Genomic DNA, 20791 nt, shown 5'->3' with positions numbered 1-20791 from the left:
CACTGTGCGCTACGAGACCGCAGCTCAAGCATGGGCTTCAGCGAAACGGCGCGGTAGTGCGCTTGCTTCTGCTATAGCGGTCATCGAGCACGAAGATGGCTCATTGTCTTGGGAACCTGTCCCAGATCCTTCCAAGGCTTCAGGTGGGAATTGGATCGTATGGTTCGAGCTGAAGCCTGGTGCGAAACGATTGTACGTCGTCAAGACCGGGAAGCGCCTGGCAGCCTCGAACCACCCAGGCGATGCCAAGGGATATAAAACTAAGCGCTCTGCCGAGCAAGTTGCCGAGGAACTATCATTAAGGGGAAATCCCTCAGGGATTCAGCAGATTACTGCCGATGTTGTCTCGATTAGGTGAAGTGGCATAGCGATCCGGCCGAATTTGATCATCTACTGTCGCCAGCGTCTGGTCACTTCAGATATGAGGTCGCTCCGTCGACGGAATCTACCTCATGCTCACCTCGGGGCGCACAGAGAAAGCGGAAATCGTACGCTAGGCGTTCTGCCTACCAGCTTTAGGCCGTATAGCCTGACCTCCGGCAGAAAATGCAGCAAGCGGGTCCGCGCTGGCGCGGTAGGTGTGGCTCGCCTGCCGTCAGGCAAAGCTATGGGCCAACTCGAGGTACGCTTATTGCGCACGCGCTCGTGCGGTCAAATCAACCCCCAACGCGCGCATCACTAACAGCATGGTTTTCAATGTAGGGTTCCCGCGTTTGCTGAACGACTTGTAAAGGTGCTCTCTGGCCAGACCTGTTTCTTTAGCCAGCCTACTCATTCCCTTGGCGCGGGCAACAACTCCCATAGCCTCAGCGATATAGGCAGCGTCCCCGGTGTCTAGGGCGTCCGCGATGAAAACAGCTATAGCCTCTGGTTCGTCCAGGGCTTGCGCCGGGTCGTACTCATAAACTGGCTCAATCATCGAGGCATCCACTCATCTTCTAGGCGTTCCACAATTCTATGTCGCTGGTCTGTCTGCTCTTGCTTCCACCACATCGCAGGGAGACGTTTCCAGTCGGATCTGCTACTCAGTGACCGATTGATGGAACGTCGTCTAGCAGACCATTCGCGAATCTGAGGATGCGTGCGGCAATTGCAGCCTTAGTCCGCTTATCCTTCAGCATGCTTCCCAGTTCATGAAAGTACCGGTTTGTTCGCGTTAACCCATTGCTAGATAGTGATTTATAAATTACGTGGTGGTCCACCAAAGTTAGGCGTAACGAGCGTTTTTTGCTAGCTCTACGGCCCATATGTGTTGCCTGTGCTCCTGTTTTTGCGCCATCCAGCCAGCGGTGTTCAAAGTCCGTGCGTATTACAGTCCGTTGTGGGAGTCACCGATGACAGTGCAGGTCCATGCGTATTCCTGACCACAAACCCAAACAGGCAAGCGATGCACGGGGAAACTCAGGACGGTACTAAAGGGGGGCTGCCAAAGAAGCACAAAACCCCGCACTGTGACGGTGTCGGTAACAGTGGGGGCGAGCGCTCAGCGAATTTTAGCCCTCTCGGTTTTATTTAGGCTGTTCGGTGCGCATCGCCATCAGAATCTGCTTTGTCAGAGCTGCGTTACTTTTGCTTCCCAGCAGAGGTAGGCGACCCATGCCATTTGCTCCCGCCACCAGATGGTATGAAGCCGATAAGGCAAGCGGGTTCACCCTGAGCTGGAACGCTGTGTAATGGCGATCCAGCTTATCGAGCTGCGGTCCGTAGCCCTTGCTGCGTAGCCATCTGCCAAGCGCCCACAGGCCAATGCCGAGCGTAAAGACCAATACTGCGAATCCAGCGAATATCAGAATGTCTGTCATGGTTATTTCTCCAGAGGGTCGTGTTTCGATGCCGTACCGGGCACGTTGAGCGAAGCGAGGCGTCCGTGATTCGTGCTGGTGTCAGCGGCGGGACGGATCACATTAAATTCCGCGCTGTCGGGGCCGGGGGGCGTTTCAGTTTCCTTGTTCTGAACGGCCGGGTTGTCATTGGCAACAGGAAACGTAGAGCCTGAACCAAGAGACGAGGCGTGGGCATTCTCCATACCTGGCACGGCCAGTGAGGCCATAACGCCGAGAACCTTTGCAGTTCCACCAGCAGCTTGGGAAATTTCATCGCCAGTCCGGACCGCTCCCCCTTTTGGTGCCGGTTGCTGTGGGTCTTTGTTTTCGTCTGCTTGTGTGGCCTTGCCGGTTTGTTTGGCTGCATTCTGGGAGAATTTGCCGCTTTCCGCAGCTGGTTTAGACGAAGTTGCGTCAGACGGGCTGCCTCCAGTCTTTGACGCCGCTGGTATCGGGCCCTTGGTAGTGCCTCCGCCAGTGCTGGCACCCAATCCAGAGGACGCTCCGCCACTTATTGACGTTGACGCTCCGCCGCCCGCTGAGCTTGCGGCATTGGCAAAACTAGAGTTGATCGCGCCCGCCAGCCCACTGCCAGCGGTAGCACCTGCACCACTACTGGCTGCACCCAGTGCGCCGGCTGCAGCTGGTGCTGCGGCACCCGCCGTGGCGACGGTGGCGACGGTGGCGATTGCGGCGGCAGCGCCCGCCGCTCCGGCCGTTGCCATTCCTCCGATGGCCGAACCTCCACCCATCGACGAACCACTAATCATGCCACCGATAAGGTCTGGAATTGTCTTGGTCAGATAGGCGCAAATTAAAGCCAGACCCGCCATAGTCATCACGGAGGCTTCATTGTTCTGGTACGCAGCTGACCACTCACGGCTTGCTTGTAAAATCAGGCCGATAATCAGGGTCAATACGAACAACTTAGCGCCGACTGCAAGGGCGAAACGGATGGGGGCAATCGCATATTCCCGTGTCCACTGGGAACCACCAAAGCCGAAGAACAATACAGATGCGTTAATGATTACGTAGGACTCAACGAGCGTCACGAACATGAAGGCTGCAATGAATGCGAAACAGATCAGCACTAAAAATGCCGCGAGGCTGATGGCGAGCGCTTGCCCTGGAGAAAAAAACGAAATGCTTGCCAGGATTGCGCGTGAAAATTCCACTGCCATTGCGAACACGTCTCCGGGCTGCAATGCCCGTTCAAGGCCGCTCGCGGCAGCTCCCGCGTCACGAAAGCTATCGACAATGGCGGTAGCCCATTCCACAGCATATTTCATCATTGCTAAAAAGAAGCCAGTCACCAAAATGAAGCGCACCAGCTCGCCTGCAATCTCACCTATATCAGATTGTTTCAAAACTAATGGCATAAATGTCCAGACAAGCTGAATAGTTGTCAGCAGCCAGAATAGGTTAATCGCATAGCCGTACATTCGTTTTGACCACTGACCTGACTGGTTTAGTATTAAGTCTAGGAGGCCATCAACTGACGTATCTGGTTGTGCAAGGTTTGTATCAGCTAGCGCATTACCAGCAATGGAAATGCCTATGAACGCAAGAAACCACAAGAGACGACGATCCATAACTAATATCCCTTTGATCCACCACGGAGGGTAGGCTGGTTTTTTAAGGCTGAATCTGCATTTTTTTGATCACTGCTTGCTTTGCATTCATTGTTGCTCACAATCATGAATGTAGTAGCTGATGTGGCAACAGCTGAGCCAGCACACGCCAGAACTAAAAGCCACTTCGATATGCCCATTATCAGTACCCCTTTGAGCCACCGCGGATAGTAGGTTCGTCTTTGAATTTTTGTTCGGTTGCGTCACTGATGTCGTGCCGGTCGCCCTGTTGCGCCATATAGTTGCCTTGCATATTTATCTGTGTAGCTAAGAGATCTCGCAGTTTTTGGAGTTGCTGAACATTTTGTGAGGCTATTTCATTGCCTGCCTGGATCGCTTGCATACGACCGACTGCCGATTGCGAGCGGGCGACCATGCTAGCCAACTTGGTATCTTCAGATTCAAAGCTGCTCGTATTTAGGTTTGCTGCATCAAGCGCTGATCTCACGTTATCACGACCTTGCTCTGACCAGTTCTGATAATGCTCCTCTGTAGTGAGAGACGTATAATTCGCCGCGCCGTTCAGATAAGACTGAAAGCCGGGGTATTTATCGTTGAACTGCGTATCAATGTTCTGAAGTTCTCTGCCCAGGCTCTGCGAGCGATTGTAGATGCTAACCACGCTTTTCAGGTCTGTCGCGATGCTCCCAAACATAGAGTTAGGCAAGCTTTTGCCCTGTGTAATCATGTTTTGATATTGCTGGATTTGCTTTTTTAATTGTTCGGCTGTATTGAGTGACGTATTGACCTCCTCGGCATATTGGAACATCTGCTGATAGAAGGTTGAACAGTTGGAGCAATATATCGCGTAAGCAGCGGAAGAGTAAAATACCGTGCCGGCGAGGCAGGTCGCTGCCATGGTGATGGCCAGCATGGCACTTCGCCCAATTTTGTAAGAAATTGGGTAGGCGCGTTTGGTCGATCCCTGCTTCATATCGAATACCTGATTATGTCAGTTGTCGTGTAATCGATTATCTCGCGCCATGCTGAAATCTCAAATAGGCGGATAATTTTCTATCCGGCTCCAGCTGGGCAGAGTTGTCTGTAAATTGTCCGCTAATAGAACTTGGTGTGCTTGCTAGCTCGTATGGGGGGCGCAAGAGTGCTGATCGTTGGCGTCGATTATTAGTTGCGGGCGGCAAGTTCATTATTTAATGCGAATCTATGCGATAGTGCGCGACACTATGCGAGTTAACGCGATTCAACGCGATTCAACGCGAAGGTATGCGATTTTGTTTTTTTGAGCTGACGATATTGATCAGATCGCATAGAGTCGCACAGGATTGGACGGCAAGATGTGTGTTGTACGGGTACGGGCAAGCCCGCACCCTCCCAACACCTACCCTTATTCGCCTTCGGCTCAACGTATCTTGCTCTGCGAGGCGTGCAGCCGCTGCCGCGTCTAAGAGCAAAAGAACAGCAACAGCAGGAGCACCCATGACAGATGGCACCAAAGGAACAACAACGGCTCGCCGACGCGGCAAGCCAATCGAGGTTTGGGTCACTGACGAGGAAAAGGCGGTGATCACAGATAAGGCCAGAGAAGCTGGAATGTCCCGGTCGGGCTATCTGCGCGCCCTTGGTTTGAACACTCCGATTCGGTCGGTTGTTGATCTGGTCGCAGTCGCTGACTTGGCCAAGGTCAATGGTGACCTTGGCCGGGTGGCTGGCCTGCTGAAACTCTGGCTGGCAGAGAAGCGAGGAGAAGGGGCTAGCGCCATTGATGTGGATGCATTGATGGTCGATTTCCGGGAACTACAGGTCACGGTTCGAGAAAAAATGGGATTGATCGTCAAAATTCATAAGTGAGCCCTTTTTTGCTCAGATCTGTAGCGATCCGATATGCTCTTGGACGAGAGATTACCGACAGACCCTCGCCCGTAATGTGAACCAGTTCAGTATGCATCTGACATCTTCGAAAAGCGTAATTTCTAAGGCGGCACCGGACCTTACCTGTCACAGTAGCCTCATGCGATATGAGGCGCTACCATCCGACCAACGACGAAGTACTGCTCGTAGTTACGTGGTTGGGCTAAGAAGGAGCACCAGCGCGCAAAAGCCAGTTGTAATGCGTTGTTACGCTCATACGGGGTCAAACCTTGATTAATTCGTGGATAAGGACATGCCTACAATCTAGGGGATAGGTTGTTCGCCAGGGAGGTAAGTGTGAGCGAGAGTAAAACGACTGTGCCTAAAGGCACCCAGGTGGCCGCCCTCCCTAGTCCAACACCGTGGCCAGGAGCAAACGCCCGGCTTCTAGGTCTCGGCGCAGGTCTGCCTGTTTCCAAGCTTGACCGACTAGCAAGCTTCGATGATAGCCAATTCGAGCGCTTCGTACTCGAATGGGGGAACGACTACCTCAAGGCGAGAGTGCCGGGTGTGTACGAAGTCCAGCTTCGAGGAGGCGCCGGTGACAAGGGGCGAGACGTCATCGTTTGGTTCGATCCACCGTGCGCAGTTCCACGCCGTTGGCACCTATATCAATGTAAACATTACGGCACCGCGCTAGGGGCAAGCTCTGCTTACGAGGAAATTGGGAAGGTTCTATATTACACGTCCGTCGATGACTACTCTTCACCGGAGGAGTATTGGTTTGTTACTCACAAAGGTGTCACCTCGTCGTTGCAGGATCTTTTTGATTATCCCGAAACATTAAGAGCAGGCCTTCTCACAAATTGGGATAAGCATTGCCGAAATAAGATAACTACAAAGAAGAAGATCGAGCTCACTCCAATGCTCAAAGCGCATATTGAAGCGTTTGATTTCAGTATTTTTCGCGCAAAGCAGCCACTTGATCTAATATCAGAGCATGCACAGACACGTTACCATCTTGCCGTATTCGGCGCTCCTTTAATCGATCGACCTTTACCACAAAAACCGCCGTCTTCAGTGGCTCCTCTTGAGGCGGTCTACATTGCGCAACTATACAAGGCAATAAGTCAGAAACTTGGAATCGAGGTGAGCAATATTGCCCACTTTGGTCATGACGCAAAACTATCAGCTCTCTTTGAACGCTCCAGAATGGCCTTCTATTCGGCCGAAGGCTTAAAAGAACTTGCTCGCGATCAGATGGCCGATATGTCCTACTTTGACACACTACTTGGCGAATTCTGCGACGGTCTTTATCATTACTATTCTGACGACGGCCGTGTCGGCCTCGACCGAGTCGTGGACACAGTGAAGGGCGCGCAGTCTCTTCAACTCAGCGATCATGTATTGAAACCACATGTTGTTCCAAATGATCGTGAAGGAATGTGCCATCAAATGGCAAACGAGGGTCGCGTGGAATGGTGCTCATCATGACTTACAAGTCGGAGTTGACACTGATTCGCCCATTCAATAGCCCGCTCGAATGTGGCCTGCGGATATTGTTTGTACTAGAGGCTGGCACTGGGCAAGCCGCAGACCTTCAGCGTCTGATTTCCTATGACTACTTGCTAGTACACTCTGGTGATGTTGTCGGTGGTCCGGAAAGCCTTCACCCCGCAGTTCCTTTTCGAGGTAGCGAATTCCTAGTAAAACGGGACCTTGTCCATGCGGGACTTAACCAAATGTGCTCTCGAGAACTACTCCTTAAAACTTTTGATGCTACAGGCATCCTATACCGTGCCACGACGCTGACGTCGGCTTTTCTAACACTGATGAAAACGTCGTACGCGTTGGCGTTGCGTGAGCGCTCTAGCTGGGTTATTGAACATTTTGGGATGCTTTCAGACGGCGAGCTTGGAAAATATATGAATGAAAATGTTGGCCGCTGGGGTGGCGAGTTCGACCGAATGTCTGCCCTGAACGACTTGGAGCTCTGAGAATGTTACAGCTTCGCAAAATCGTTCTGAGAGGAGAAGGTGTTCAGGATGCCTCAATTACTTTTTTTCCTGGCGGAAATATTGTAGCCGGTGAGTCCGATACCGGTAAGAGCTATTTACTTAGATGCCTTGACTACATTTTTGGCGCCGATGAGATGAAGAAGCGCATTCCCGCAGCGGAGCCTTATTCAAAGTTATTTGTTCAGTTTGAAAATAAAGGTGGAGACTTTCTGACGCTGGAGCGCCATTTGTCTGGTGGTGATCTTGCATCTCATGCCTGTCCTGTCGAGAGTATCCAAGCGGCTGGGAAACCTCTAAAACCGAAACGAAAAGGCACAAGTAAGGCCCGAGATGTTACCGAGGTATTGTTCCAATTTGCGGGCTTGAGCGAGGCTGTTCTCCGCAAAAATGATCGAGGGGAAGTGCGGCGCCTAACCATCAGGCAATATCTCCCGGTCTTTCTTGTCGATGAGATCGCTATTATCGACGAAGCGTCACCGGTTTTAGGACAAGGCGGCTTTGATGTCACCCCGCGCAAGCGCATGTTTGCCCATATGCTCACAGGTAAAGACGACACAGGCGTCATCGCCGCCGAAAAGTCCGAGATCGCCCGAGCGCGACTTACTGCGCAGCTTGGCCTAATCACTGGGCTCCTTGAGCCAATAGAACATAGGATCCGACAGAACCCGACTGCAGACGAAGATACCATCGAAAAGGTCGAGCTCGCGATTGCCAAGCTTTCTTCCTCTCTGTCCGAAACAACCGGCGAGCGCGCCAAGTTGCAGGCTGAGCGGACAGAATCAACTCGAGCGCTACACCGAGCACAGTCTCAGGTGGTGGCTGCTGACGAGCTCTTGGCGCGATATCATTTACTTGAAGAGCGATATGACTCCGATCTGCAACGCCTCGATTTTGTCACAGAAGGTGCTCATTTCTTCGATGGCCTACAAGAGGTGACTTGTCCATTGTGCGAACAGCCGATGACAAGCGATCACGCTCATACTACTCACGAGTCCGTGAAAAAGATCTATGAGTCTGCAAGAGCAGAAGCATCCAAAATCCTTGGTCAGCGTGGCGATCTCGCTTTGGCTATCAAGAGTCTTGAGAGTATCCGTAATACCAGAGTCTCTGAAGTGATCTCATCCAACGATGCGCTGGCGCGAACCGATCAGAGGACTGTGGAGGTTATTTCTCCAGTTCTTCGAGAGACGGCGGAACGCCTTGAAAGTTTGGTGGCCCGCCGGATAGAGCTTGAAAGGCAAAAAGCTGATGAGGATCAAGCGGACACGCTGCGGCTGATGAAAGATGAAATTGAACGTATGTTTGGCGATAAGCCGGGCAAAAGTACTTGGGAAGAACTCCCGGCTACAGCTTTACGAGGCCTGTGCAAAGAAATCGAAGCAGTCCTCTCAGAATGGGAATGGAGGGGCGAGGGACGCGTCGAGTTTGACCAGAAAGAGTTCGATATCATCGTAGATGGCCAGTCTCGGCAATCCCACGGTAAAGGTGTACGAGCGGTTCTGCATACCGCGTTCACCATCGGACTGCTCCGCTTCTGCAAGATCAACGATTTGCCTCATCCGGGTGTCGTCGTTATTGACTCACCTCTGACGAGCTATAAAAAAGGAAAACCCGGAGGCGCCAAAGATGGGCCAATCGATGCAGGTATGGAGTCCGCTTTCTGGCGTTCGCTTACGGCAATTGATCCCGGTGTCCAGGTCATAATTGTTGAGAACAAAGAGCCGCCTGCCACGGTGGCAAATGACCTGACATACTACTGGTTCGCGGGAGATACAGGTTCTTCGAACGATCGAAAGGGTTTTATCCCGGTCGTGTGAGTCATGCGCGCGACGTACGACTAGACACGCTGGAAAGGCGGCACATGCGTCAGTACGGGTGAACGTGTATTTATACCGTTATGTGATTTTTTCGTCCGTGGTCGTATTTTTCCGGCTGGTCGTGCTGCCTTGCCTGCTTTCGTCGAATTCACTTGATAGAATGCCGCCCTTTTCACCCTCTCTCGCTAGCCTTCCCATAAGGAAATGCGCCATATGTCGGCCCTTGCTGTGCTGCTCAACGCTTATCGCGTTGCTTCTGTTACTGAACGCGAGAAAGGCACCTACTTTGAAGAGCTGATCTGTACCTACTTGCGGAACGAGGCGACCTATCGCGACCTCTACGACCAAGTGTGGACGTACGCAGACTGGGCCAAAGAAAGGGGGCTAAGTGGCAAGGACGCGGGTATCGATCTGGTGGCCAAGACCCAAGGCACCGGCGAGTACCACGCCATCCAGTGCAAACTTTACGCCGAAAATTATAAGGTCCAGAAGAAGGATATCGACAGTTTCTTCACCGCCTCGGGCAAGGCACCGTTCTCGCATCGTGTCATCGTTACCACCACCAACAACTGGGGCGAGCACGCCGAGGATGCATTGCAGGGCCAGCAGCCTCCGGTCAGCAAAATTGACCTGCAAGCGTTGGAGGACAGTCAGATTGACTGGTCAAAGTACCAGTCCAGAAAGGCGGTCGTGCTCAAGACCAAGAAGCAGCTACGCGAGCACCAACAGACGGCATTAAATGCTGTGGTCGCAGGCCTTAAGGATGCTGAGCGCGGTAAGCTGATCATGGCTTGTGGCACCGGCAAAACTTTCGCCAGCCTGAAAATAGCAGAGCGCTTGTCGGGTAAGGGTAAACGTGTGCTCTTCTTGGTGCCCAGTCTCTCGCTACTGTCGCAGACTCTCACCGAGTGGACGCAAGAGAGCGGAACTCCGCTCCACAGCTTCGCCGTTTGTTCCGACAGTGATGTCGGTAAGCAGCGCAAGGCAGAGGATGACGCGGTTCAGGTGTTCACCCATGAGCTTCGCTACCCTGCGACGACTAAGGCGGATCGTCTCGCGGCGGAAATGCTCAAGCGGCATGACTCTGAGCACATGAGCGTGGTGTTCTCCACCTATCACTCCATCGACGTGATAAGCCGTGCTCAGCACGAGTACGGTCTGGCCAACTTCGATCTGGTTATCTGCGACGAAGCACACCGCACAACAGGCGCGACCTTCGGTGATGACGACGAAAGCAAGTTCGTGCGGATTCACGACGGCGACGATATCCGCGCTGCCAAGCGCCTTTATATGACCGCCACTCCACGCATCTACGGCGACAGCGCGAAGGTCAAAGCCGAGTCCGGTGAGGTCACGCTCTGCTCAATGGATGACGAAGCGCTGTACGGCAAAGAGCTGTTCGTCATCAACTTCTCCGAGGCGGTTCAGCGAGGCTTGCTTACGGACTACAAGGTTTTGGTCCTGACCGTTGAAGAAAGTGCCATCAGTCGGCGCCTGCAAGAGCTGCTGAAGGATGAGAACAACCAGCTAAAAGTAGATGACGCTGCCAAAATCGTTGGTTGCTGGAAGGCGCTGGCGAAGCAAGGCTTGCACGATCAGCTCATTGGAGATGATGAGCCAATGAAACGTGCCGTGGCTTTCTGTCAGGTTATCTCGCCCAACTACAAAGGTACCAAGCACAAAGTCAGTTCCATCAACATTGCTGACATGTTCCAGTCGGTGGTGGAGGCTTATCAGGACTCTGAGGAAATCGATGAGACCTCCCGCCTGATTTGTGAGGCTGAGCATGTCGATGGCGGCATGAATGCAAGCCAGAAGGAAGCGAAGCTAAAGTGGCTGAAGGCAGAAGCTCCAGCAAATACCTGTCGTATCCTCAGTAACGTGCGCTGTCTCTCCGAGGGGGTGGACGTTCCTGCGCTGGATGCTGTGCTCTTCCTCACACCGCGCAATTCGCAGGTGGACGTGGTGCAGTCTGTAGGCCGCGTCATGCGCAATGCCCCAGGCAAGAAGCGCGGCTACGTGGTGCTTCCCGTAGTGATCCCAGCAGGGATGGAGCCCCACGAAGCCCTCAACGACAATCAAACCTACAAAGTGGTTTGGCAGGTACTCCAAGCGCTGCGTTCACACGATGACAGCTTCGATGCCATGGTCAACAAGCTCGACTTAATCGGTTCCGACCCTCGCAAGATGGAAGTAATCGCGATCACCGACAAGGCCGAGAAAAAAGCGAAGAAAGCTAGCGGCACCAGCAACGGTAAGGCTGGCAAAGGCCAGTACGGCGTCGGCAGCAAAGACCGCGATAAAGACCGCGATGCTCCAGGCCAGATGACCCAGCAGGCTGAGCTGGCCTATGAAGTAGGAGAGATCGAGAAGGCGATCTACGCCAAGATCGTCGAGAAGTGTGGCAACCGCCACCACTGGGAAGACTGGGCCAACGACATCGCCAAGATTGCCCGCACCCACATCGACCGCATTCAGGGCATTCTGGAAAACCCAGAATACACCAACGAGAAAGCCACTTTCGCGGCCTTCGCCGCGGAGCTGCGTGATGACCTCAACGACAGCATCACTGACGGTGAGATCGTTGAAATGCTAGCCCAGCATCTGGTAACCAAGCCGGTGTTCGATGCGCTGTTCGATGAGTACAGCTTTGCAAGCCACAACCCCATGTCTAAGGCCATGCAGGGCGTTCTGGACGCGCTCCATGAGCATCACCTTGCCAAAGAAGCCGACACTTTGGAAAAGTTCTACGCTAGCGTGCGGCAGCGCGCAGCGGGCATCAACAATGCTCAGGGTAAGCAGAAGATCATTGTCGAGCTATACGAAAAGTTCTTTGCCAATGCTTTTCCTAAAATGCGAGACAAATTGGGCATCGTTTACACCCCTGTTCAGGTGGTGGACTTCATCCTCCATAGCGTGAACTACCTGTTGCAAAAAGAATTCGGTCAGACCCTAGGCAGCAAGGGCGTTCACATCATCGACCCCTTCACTGGCACAGGCACCTTCATCGCCCGCCTCATCCAGTCGGGCTTGATCAAGCCGGACGAGCTGCCGCACAAGTATAGGTATGAAATACACGCCAACGAGCTCGTACTACTTGCCTACTACATCGCTGCTATCAACATCGAAGCTGCTTATCACGGCGAAGTGGTTGATGGTTACACCCCGTTTGAAGGTATCTGTTTGACCGACACCTTCCAGATGTATGAAAAGGATGATCTGGTAGATGCCTTGCTGGAGGACAACAGTGCCCGTCGTAAGCGTCAAAAAGATTTAGATATTCGGGTGATAGTAGGGAATCCTCCGTATTCGGTCGGTCAGAAAAGCGAGAACGACAATAACGATAACGTTGAATACCCGTCCCTTGATGCCCGTATCCGCTGCACCTACGCGGATCGTTCTAAGGCAACTCTGACCAAAGGGTTATATGACAGCTATATTCGCGCCATCCGCTGGGCCAGTGATCGTATTGGAAATGCGGGCGTAATTGGCTATGTGACCAATGGGGGGTTCCTAGAGAAATCTGCTATGGATGGTGTTCGCAAATGCCTGGCCGAGGAGTTTTCCTGCATTCATGTTTTTAATTTACGCGGCGATATACGCAAAAACATGTTGAGTAAAGGTAGAGCCAAAGAGGGCGGCAATATCTTCGGCAGTGGCAGTATGGCCGGTATAGCTATTTCTATTTTGGTTAAGAACCCAGATGCTACAGCCCATGGTCAGATCTATTATCACGATGTTGGTGACGACCTCAGCAAAGAAGAAAAACTGGAGAGGATTGCCGGCTACGTTAGCGTGTCAGGCATAGCTGACTGGCAGCCTATTTCTCCTGATGGACATGGCGACTGGCTCAAACAACGAGATAACAGCTTTAGCCAGTTCATCGTCTTAGGTGACAAAAGAGGTGAGGGGCCAAAGCTATTCGATAATTATTCGCAGGGCATCCTGACCGCTCGCGATGCCTGGGCATATAACGCCAGCGTTGCCAAGTTGGAAGCTAACGTCACCAGTATGATCAGCTTCTACAACGCGGAGTTAAAACGCTTTAATGCGGCCCATCCTACGCTGGACAAAAAGGGGCGTGAAGCGATTCTGGATAGCTTTATTGATACAAACCCGCAGCGCATCAGTTGGACGCATAATGTCAAGCAGGAATTGGCTAAGGATCGTGCTTTTGAGTTCGAGGCGACGTCCCTGACGCCCTCACTCTATCGCCCATTCACTAAACAATGGATTTATTACAACCGAACTCTCAATGAACGTGTGTACCAAATGCCACGTATCTTCCCTCAGGTTGGAGTGGAAAACGTCGTGATTTGTGTGTCTGGGATTGGAGCGCGTACGGGCTTTTCTGCATTTGTTGCGAATTTACCCCCCAACTTTGACAACCTTGAGAAGGGTCAATGTTTCCCACTCTACCTATACGATGAAGCGGCTAAAGCCTCAAAAGATGATCTCTTTGTTGAGCCATCTGGAGGTGGCATACGGCGCCGCGACGGTATTACCGACACAGGACTGGCTCACTTTCAAGCAGCGTATCCTAGCGAGCAGATCAGCAAGCAAGACTTGTTCTACTACGTCTACGGCATCCTGCATTCCCCGGACTACTGTGAGCGCTATGCCGATAATCTTAGCAAGGAGCTGCCGCGCATTCCGGCAGTGAAGAAAGCTGTCGACTTCTGGACTTTCAGTCATGCAGGACGCTCCTTGGCCGATCTCCACCTGAATTATGAAACCATCGAGCTTTACCCGTTGACCATCGAGGCCAAGGGGGCGCTGACCAATGCGGATTACCGCGTGGAGAAGATGAAGTTAGCCAAGAAGGGCGACAAAACCACGGTCATCTACAACCAGCGCATTACCCTCAAAAGCATCCCCGAGGCTGCTTGGAATTACGTAGTTAATGGCCGGGCTGCATTAGATTGGGTGATGGAGCGTCAGGCGGTACGTCCCGACAAGAGTAGCGGCATTGTAAATGACGCGAACGACTGGGCTACCGAAACCATGAGTAACCCCAAGTATCCGCTGGAGTTGTTCCAACGGGTTGTGACGGTCAGTCTGAAGACGATGAGCATCGTAAACGGTTTACCGACGTTGGATATCTGATCATGATCGCTTGTGATGCTGATGCCAGCCTCGATGGTGGCTCAGCAGGTACTCAGCGCTAAATTTCGAGTGAGATAGGTGATGAAAGATCGTAGCCACGATGAAGCAATGGCAGAGCTCTTTCAGGCTGATCCGTCGTACGCTGCGGAACTGCTGGCCGAAGTCATCCGTGGTGGTGATGCGGACGAATTGACCGCCCTTAAGCGTCAGATCGCGGATGCCTTTGCTAACGAGGACATTGATCCTGCCCCCCTGAAAATATATGGTATTTTTCATGGTCTTTAAATTGGTGGGTTCTCTAAGGGTTCCTGTTTAAAGAGCTTTACGCGACTATTGATAATAGAGTGGGAATAAATTTGTTTAGCTAGATGCCAAAGCCCGCGTAATTGCGGGCTTTTTTTGGTCTGAAGTTTTCATTACTAATAGGTACGCTAATCATCTAGCTATCTCTCTTTCATGCTGACGGTCTAAGGCGAATTCCTAGCACAACAGGACTTTCTCTTAACGCGCCTGATATGGATTGGTTATCGGTGCTTCGTTGGAGAAGGCGCTGACGATCTCGAAACCGGCGCGGATTTCGTCTTCGTCGAAGATCGGCTTGAGCGAGTTGCTGCCGTCGCGGTCACTGGACACGTCGCGGTTGAGGCTGGCGACGGTTTGTTCAGCGGTCTTGCCGGTGCGTTTTTGCTGTTCGGCGTCGTCGGTGATGACGACCGCACCGCCACTGATGCCGCTGCGCGTCACGCTGCTGGCGTTGTCGCTGATGGCGCCGATCTGGTTCTCGTTCTTCGCCAGGTCGCCGCGGAGTCGGCGATGACCTTCTTTCCCTAGCTAGCGTGCACTTGATTTGAGTGTCGGCGCCAGAAGTAGTGCTAGCGACGACGGGGAATCGTGTTCAATAAAAAAAGCTAAATTGTTAAGCGGGTTTTTATTGGATGATTACTTGGTTTTTTGAGCCACGATAAGTGCTCTATCAATCATATCTGAAGTAACGTAAGGTACGAATCCAAGCCTTTCACCCTTTTCAAAACTCTTCTTGTACTCGTCTAAGCGTGTAGTATCTCCCGCTATTGCTAGAGCCGCTAAGTGTCGGACAGGCATTGCACCTTTAGCATGGGTTGGCAGCTTTCTGTAAGTCGTCAACCCATCTTCGATACTCTGAGAACGAGCCCATGATATCGCTTTCTCAGACAGCCTGATAATTTCATCACGAGAAACGCTAGGGATTTTTTCCGGGCCTTCATGGCTAACTATAATCGGAACGTGACTACCACCATCCCCCGATATAAAGGAAACAGCCTCTGAAAATTCTTTTGAAGAAATGGAAGGCGTAAGCGAAACTCGAAAATGGTCCGCGCGCTTGCCTACAGACGGGATAGCCTGAATTTCAGTATCCTCCATATCGATTACGCAAAAATAATCACCAACTTCGTCCTTGTTACAAACCCAGCCTTGCTCCTTCAAAATCGAAGCCATATCTTTTTCATTCATCATTTTGCACCGGGAAAATTCATGATCTCAATAGGAATGCCGTTAGGATACCCTTGCTCCTTTAACGGTACCCCTGACTTTAGGCCAAAGCTTTCGGCCACCTTACCCCTAGAAATTGAACTCCCATTTTCTATTTGAGGGAAAATCTCAGACTGACGAATACTCAAGTCCGCATTCCCTGTCTTAATTTCAATAATCCTAAGGGTTCCATCTGGCGCTTCGGCTACAATGTCCGGTCTGCAACGACCAATGCCACACGCGCTGCCAAGTGATATTTCTTTTTCGCTGACTCTATAACCCTGAGATGAAAGTTGATCCTTTATGTCATCTACCATGTTCAGGTGGTGATCATAATGATCTCTGATAGTGATTTTAGGGGCATCAGCCCCTTTTGCATCTAAGGTCTTACCTGTTTCTTGAGGCTTCGCCTCCAAAACATTCCGATCAACAAGAGTGGTCGTCTCAGAATCCCTCATCGGGCTCATCGGATTCGGATTTTTAGCATTCTTCGCAGCAAGTTTCTCGATTTTAGCGATCTCAGCCATCTTTTCAAGCTGCTGAGTGCCGACCTTGATCCCCGCCTTGGCCAGTGCCACGCCACCGCTCGCGGCACCGCCAACTCCCGTGGCAATACTCCCCACCTGCCAGGCGATTTCGCCGATGGACTCGCCGAGGAGCACTGCATTTTGATCGCCACCTTGCTCAAGGGCGGTTTTCATCTGGTCAATCTGAGCGTTCAACTTGGTCACCAGGGCTTCGCCAAACTGACTTCGGGCGGCTGGGTCGTTGACCAACGCTTTCAGACCGTTCAAACCATCAATCGGATGGGCGATAAACTCAGCCATGCCTGTGACATCGCTCCAGCCTGACTGGGCCAGGCCTTTACCGATACCGAACTGGGTCAGCACATCTTGCTTACTGCTGATGAAGGCCCATTTAGCAAACACTTTGCCTGCTTCAATTGGGCCTTTCGCCTCGTCATATTCCTTCTTGAACTGCACAATCTGCTGCGTCGCCAACCAGTTGTTATCCACCGCCGCACCCGCCGCCGTATTGGCGGTAGTCGGGTCAATAGAGGTGCTGGTCGCTGCCAGTCCCGTCACCAGGCTGACGATCAAATTACGTTTGGCTTCGCGTTGTTCTTCGCTTTCGTCCGGGCTGCTTTGCGAGAACAGGCCGGTCAGCAGGCTGGAGGCCGCTGCGCCTGCTGCGCCACTGCCGCAACTCTGGCTGCTGGCGGCGGCTCCCGCGCAGGCGACGATGCCGTGCAGGGCGGCGTGCAGTGGAGAGCCTTCGGTGAGTTCGCCTTTGGCGACCAGGTCGCCGATGTAGCCCGCGCCGCGTTGCTGGACGTAATTGACCACCAGCCCTTGCACGAAGGCGGCATTGCCGGCGCTGATGTTGCCGCCTGCGGCGCCGATCAGCGCGGTGGTGATCGGCCGGTACGTGCCGCCTGCGCCCCAGTTTTCCGAGATGTCGTTGGCTTCTGCCAACAGTTCCCTTGAACTGTTCTGCAAGAGCATCTGCTCGGTATCGTTACGCCCATCGATTTTGTCGGCTTCTGCCTGCAGCTTCTTGGCTTGCTGGCGCTTGAGGTCCGCTTCCCTGGCCTTGTTGGCGAGGAAGGTGCTGGCTTCGTTGGAGAAGGCGCTGACGATCTCGAAACCGGCGCGGATTTCGTCTTCGTCGAAGATCGGCTTGAGCGAGTTGCTGCCGTCGCGATCACTGGACACGTCGCGGTTGAGGCTGGCGACGGTTTTTTCAGCGGTCTGACCGGTGCGTTTCTGCTGTTCGGCGTCGTCGGTGATGGCGACTGCACCGCCACCTATGCCGCTGCGCGTTACTCTGCTGGCTGCTTCGCACGTGATGTCAAAACCGCCATCACCGGCCTTGATGCTGTGACTACAGATAACTCCCACACGATTTAAGCGTAAGGATGTAGCCGAGCTTTACTCCCCGTCTATCCACGCTTGCTTAATCCAGCTCGCTAGATTAGGCCAGCTCTCATTTGAGCTTCCATCGTGTGACCAATACCGTACAGTCCCATCTTCTAAAATACAGTAGTAGTTTCCGTTATCCTCGCAGATAGGGATCCAAGATTTGGGCAAACCCTGCTGTCTCGCCTCAATGACAGTATCTAGAAGCTCTCTAGGACTGTCTCTGTTTGCTGTTAATCTAAGGGCATCTTTTCCATTGCAAATACTATCACTTGCTTCTTTAACAAAAGTTCTGTAGGCACTTGGAAAAGGAACCCCTAACTCTTGTTCGTACGCATTGAGTAACTCATCATCAGGTAACTGCTGAGGGCGTGGAAGAGGTATGCGAGAATTCTTCAACTCTGCAATGGCGCTATTGAGATCTATGTCCATTTTTTTCTCCAGTATCGAATATATTTAAAATGTATTTGCTCTATTTTTCCAGTAGTCTTTTTTCCACCTTTCAAACTGAGATCTATTTATTCCGGATGGAATATTTGATCCCGAGTTGATATGGATGGTGCTACTGTTAGTTGGTGAAAGTTCTGCGTTACTTCGGCGATCGGGCCATCTTGAGTTTGAAGTATGTGATGTAGGTTGATTTTTTTACCATCTGGCCCATATGGGGCAAGACCGTTTTTCATTAGTTCCATATTAGTAAGGCCGGTTTGGCTGTCAACTCTGCCTGGGTCGATGAGATCGTTACGCTGGTAAACTTTATTGCCATTGAACTGAATAGGCTCTTGAGTCCAGTATTTTCTTTGCTGACCAAAATAACTTTTTGCGTCTTGCTCTAATGCTTTACCGGTCCCCTGAGCCCCTGCCTCCAAAACATTCCGATCAACAAGAATGGTCGTCTCAGAGTCCGTCATCGGGCTCATCGGATTCGGATTTTTAGCATTCTTTGGAGCAAGTTTCTCGATTTTAGCGATCTCAGCCATCTTTTCAAGCTGCTGAGTGCCGACCTTGATCCCGGCCTTGGCCAGTGCCACGCCACCGCTCGCGGCACCGCCAACCCCCGTGGCAATACTCCCTACCTGCCAGGCGATTTCGCCGATGGACTCGCCGAGGAGCACTGCATTTTGATCGCCACCTTGCTCTAGGGCGGTTTTCATCTGGTCAATCTGAGCGTTCAGCTTGGTTACCAGGGCTTCGCCAAACTGACTTCGGGCGGCTGGGTCGTTGACCAACGCTTTCAGACCGTTCAAACCATCAATCGGATGGGCGATGAATTCAGCCATGCCCGTGACATCGCTCCAGCCTGACTGCGCCAGGCCTTTACCGATACCGAACTGGGTCAGCACATCTTGCTTACTGCTGATGAAGGCCCACTTCGCAAATACGGCAAATACTTCAGTACCCTTCGCTTCGGCATATTCCTTCTTGTATTGCACAATCTGCTGCGTCGCCAGCCAGTTGTTATCCACCGCCGCACCCGCCGCCGTATTGGCGGCAGTCGGGTCAATAGAGGTGCTGGTCGCTGCCAGTCCCGTCACCAGGCTGACGATCAAATTACGTTTGGCTTCGCGTTGTTCTTCGCTTTCGTCCGGGCTGCTTTGGGAGAACAAACCGGTCAGCAGGCTGGAGGCTGCAGCGCCTGCGGCACCGCTGCCGCAACTCTGGCTGCTGGCGGCGGCTCCCGCGCAGGCGACGATGCCGTGCAGGGCGGCGTGCAGTGGGGAGCCTTCGGTGAGTTCGCCTTTGGCGACCAGGTCGCCGATGTAGCCCGCGCCCCGTTGCTGCACATAATTGACCACCAGGCCTTGCACGAACGCGGCGTTGCCGGCGCTGATGTTGCCGCCTGCGGCGCCGATCAGTGCGGTGGTGATCTGCCGGTATGTGCCGCCTGCGCCCCAGTTTTCCGAGATGTCGTTGGCTTCTGCCAACATCTCCCTTGAACGGTTCTGCAGGAGCATCTGTTCGGTGTCGTTGCGCCCGTCAACTTTGTCTGCTTCTGCCTGCAGCTCTTTGGCTTGTTGGCGCTTGAGGTCCGCTTCCCTGGCCTTGTTGGCGAGGAAGGTGCTGGCTTCGTTGGAGAAGGCGCTGACGATCTCGAAACCGGCGCGGATTTCGTCTTCGTCGAAGATCGGCTTGAGCGAGTTGCTGCGGTCGCGATCACTGGACACGTCGCGGTTGAGGCTGGCGACGGTTTGTTCAGCGGTCTTGCCGGTGCGTTTCTGCTGTTCGGCGTCGTCGGTGATGACGACGGCGCCGCCACTGATGCCGCTGCGCGTCACGCTGCTGGCATTGTCGCTGGCGCTGATGGCGATCGGCATCTTGGCGCCGATCTGGTTCTCGTTCTTCGCCAGGTCCGTGCCGGGGTGGCGATGACCTTCTTGCCCTTGCTATCGCACACTCGATCTGAGTTTCGCCGCCAGAAGTACTGCCAGCGACGACGGTGAATCGTGTTCAATAAAAAAGCTAAATTGTTAACCAGGTTTTTATTGGATGGTTACTTAGTTTTTTGAGCCACGATAAGTGCTCTATCGATCAGATCTAAAGTAACGTAAGGTACGAATCCAAGCCTTTCACCCTTTTCAAAACTCTTCTTGTACTCGTCCAAGCGTGTAGCATCTCTCGCTATTGCTAGAGCCGCTAAGTGTCGGACAGGCATTGCACCTTTAGCATAGGTTGGCAGCTTTCTATAAGTCGTCAACCCATCTTCGATACTCTGGGACCGAGCCCATGATATTGCTTTCTCAGACAGCCTGATAATATCATCACGAGAAACGCTAGGAATTTTTTCCGGGCCTTCATGGCTAACTATAATCGGAACGTGACTACCACCATCCCCCGATATAAAGGAAGCGGCCTCTGAAAATTCTTTTGATGAAATGGAAGGCGTAAGCGAAACTCGAAAATGGTCCGCACGCTTGCCTACAGACGGGATAACCTGAATTTCAGTATCTCCTATATCGATGACGCAAAAGTAATCACCAACTTCGTCCTTGTTACAAACCCAGCCTTGCTCCTTCAAGATCGAAGCCATGTCTTTTTCATTCATTAATAGGGACCGGGGGAATTGATGTTTTCAGCAATAACGCCATTTGGAAACCCTTGCCGACAATCATGAGTGGTAATGCTACGGCTGATTAGAAAGAGTTCTGAAGTCACAGTTTT

Annotated in this window: 13 protein-coding genes and 4 pseudogenes; 6 read left to right on the top strand and 11 right to left on the bottom strand. The window is 52.5% G+C overall.

The genetic code is table 11. The features are described from left to right. Positions 1–628: 628 nt before the first annotated feature. The 4 genes from L4G42_RS03075 to trbJ form a co-directional block, all read right to left on the bottom strand. Positions 629–919 (bottom strand): addiction module antidote protein, encoded by a 291-nt coding sequence (locus L4G42_RS03075; RefSeq protein WP_237260522.1) that lies wholly within the window; start codon positions 917–919, stop codon positions 629–631. A 589-nt stretch (positions 920–1508) separates the two neighbouring features. Beyond that, a complete protein-coding gene (locus tag L4G42_RS03070) occupies positions 1509–1802 on the bottom strand; it encodes a hypothetical protein (RefSeq protein WP_237260520.1) in 294 nt (97 codons plus the stop codon). 2 nt (positions 1803–1804) lie between these two features. Then, the gene (trbL, locus tag L4G42_RS03065) at positions 1805–3415 is read right to left on the bottom strand and encodes a P-type conjugative transfer protein TrbL (protein ID WP_237260518.1); all 1611 of its coding nucleotides are present in this window, start codon (positions 3413–3415) and stop codon (positions 1805–1807) included. A 181-nt stretch (positions 3416–3596) separates the two neighbouring features. Next, positions 3597–4388 (bottom strand): P-type conjugative transfer protein TrbJ, encoded by a 792-nt coding sequence (trbJ, locus tag L4G42_RS03060; RefSeq protein WP_237260516.1) that lies wholly within the window; start codon positions 4386–4388, stop codon positions 3597–3599. Positions 4389–4891: 503 nt separating this feature from the next. Between trbJ and L4G42_RS03055 the strand changes: the two genes are divergently transcribed. The 6 genes from L4G42_RS03055 to L4G42_RS03030 all read left to right on the top strand — a co-directional run bounded on the left by L4G42_RS03055 (position 4892) and on the right by L4G42_RS03030 (position 14489). Next, positions 4892–5263, top strand: coding sequence for a plasmid mobilization protein (locus tag L4G42_RS03055; RefSeq protein WP_237260514.1), 372 nt, complete (start codon positions 4892–4894; stop codon positions 5261–5263). A gap of 357 nt (positions 5264–5620) precedes the next feature. Next, a complete protein-coding gene (locus L4G42_RS03050; protein WP_237260512.1) occupies positions 5621–6757 on the top strand; it encodes an ABC-three component system protein in 1137 nt (378 codons plus the stop codon). Next, positions 6754–7260, top strand: a complete 507-nt coding sequence (locus L4G42_RS03045) for an ABC-three component system middle component 2 (RefSeq protein WP_237260510.1) — start codon at positions 6754–6756, stop codon at positions 7258–7260. Before L4G42_RS03050 ends, L4G42_RS03045 begins: the two co-directional genes overlap by 4 nt. A gap of 2 nt (positions 7261–7262) precedes the next feature. Beyond that, positions 7263–9098 (top strand): hypothetical protein, encoded by a 1836-nt coding sequence (locus L4G42_RS03040; protein WP_237260508.1) that lies wholly within the window; start codon positions 7263–7265, stop codon positions 9096–9098. Between the two features lie 213 nt (positions 9099–9311). After that, a complete protein-coding gene (locus L4G42_RS03035) occupies positions 9312–14204 on the top strand; it encodes a DEAD/DEAH box helicase (protein WP_237260506.1) in 4893 nt (1630 codons plus the stop codon). Positions 14205–14285: 81 nt separating this feature from the next. Beyond that, the gene (locus tag L4G42_RS03030) at positions 14286–14489 is read left to right on the top strand and encodes a hypothetical protein (protein ID WP_237260504.1); all 204 of its coding nucleotides are present in this window, start codon (positions 14286–14288) and stop codon (positions 14487–14489) included. A gap of 246 nt (positions 14490–14735) precedes the next feature. Here L4G42_RS03030 and L4G42_RS03025 read toward each other — a convergent pair. From L4G42_RS03025 to L4G42_RS03000, 7 genes and pseudogenes are all read right to left on the bottom strand, one after another. Beyond that, positions 14736–15002, bottom strand: a pseudogene (locus tag L4G42_RS03025) (hypothetical protein); the annotation flags it as partial. Between the two features lie 141 nt (positions 15003–15143). Next, the gene (locus tag L4G42_RS03020; RefSeq protein WP_237260502.1) at positions 15144–15695 is read right to left on the bottom strand and encodes a DUF6990 domain-containing protein; all 552 of its coding nucleotides are present in this window, start codon (positions 15693–15695) and stop codon (positions 15144–15146) included. Further along, positions 15695–17554 (bottom strand): annotated as a pseudogene (locus tag L4G42_RS03015) (hypothetical protein); the annotation flags it as partial. The pseudogene L4G42_RS03015 and the gene L4G42_RS03020, both read right to left, overlap by 1 nt. Positions 17555–17644: 90 nt before the next feature. After that, positions 17645–18064, bottom strand: coding sequence for an SMI1/KNR4 family protein (locus L4G42_RS03010; RefSeq protein ID WP_237255078.1), 420 nt, complete (start codon positions 18062–18064; stop codon positions 17645–17647). 24 nt (positions 18065–18088) lie between these two features. Continuing rightward, positions 18089–18315 (bottom strand): annotated as a pseudogene (locus tag L4G42_RS26190) (HNH/ENDO VII family nuclease). A 240-nt stretch (positions 18316–18555) separates the two neighbouring features. Then, a pseudogene (locus tag L4G42_RS03005) lies at positions 18556–20004 on the bottom strand (hemagglutinin repeat-containing protein); the annotation flags it as partial. A gap of 119 nt (positions 20005–20123) precedes the next feature. Beyond that, positions 20124–20675 (bottom strand): DUF6990 domain-containing protein, encoded by a 552-nt coding sequence (locus L4G42_RS03000; protein ID WP_237251191.1) that lies wholly within the window; start codon positions 20673–20675, stop codon positions 20124–20126. Positions 20676–20791: the final 116 nt, after the last annotated feature.

Source organism: Pseudomonas petrae, assembly GCF_021728295.1.
Classification (GTDB): Bacteria; Pseudomonadota; Gammaproteobacteria; order Pseudomonadales; family Pseudomonadaceae; genus Aquipseudomonas; species Aquipseudomonas petrae.
Note: the sequence above shows the minus strand (reverse complement) of the source record. Positions and strands in the feature narration are given on the sequence as shown.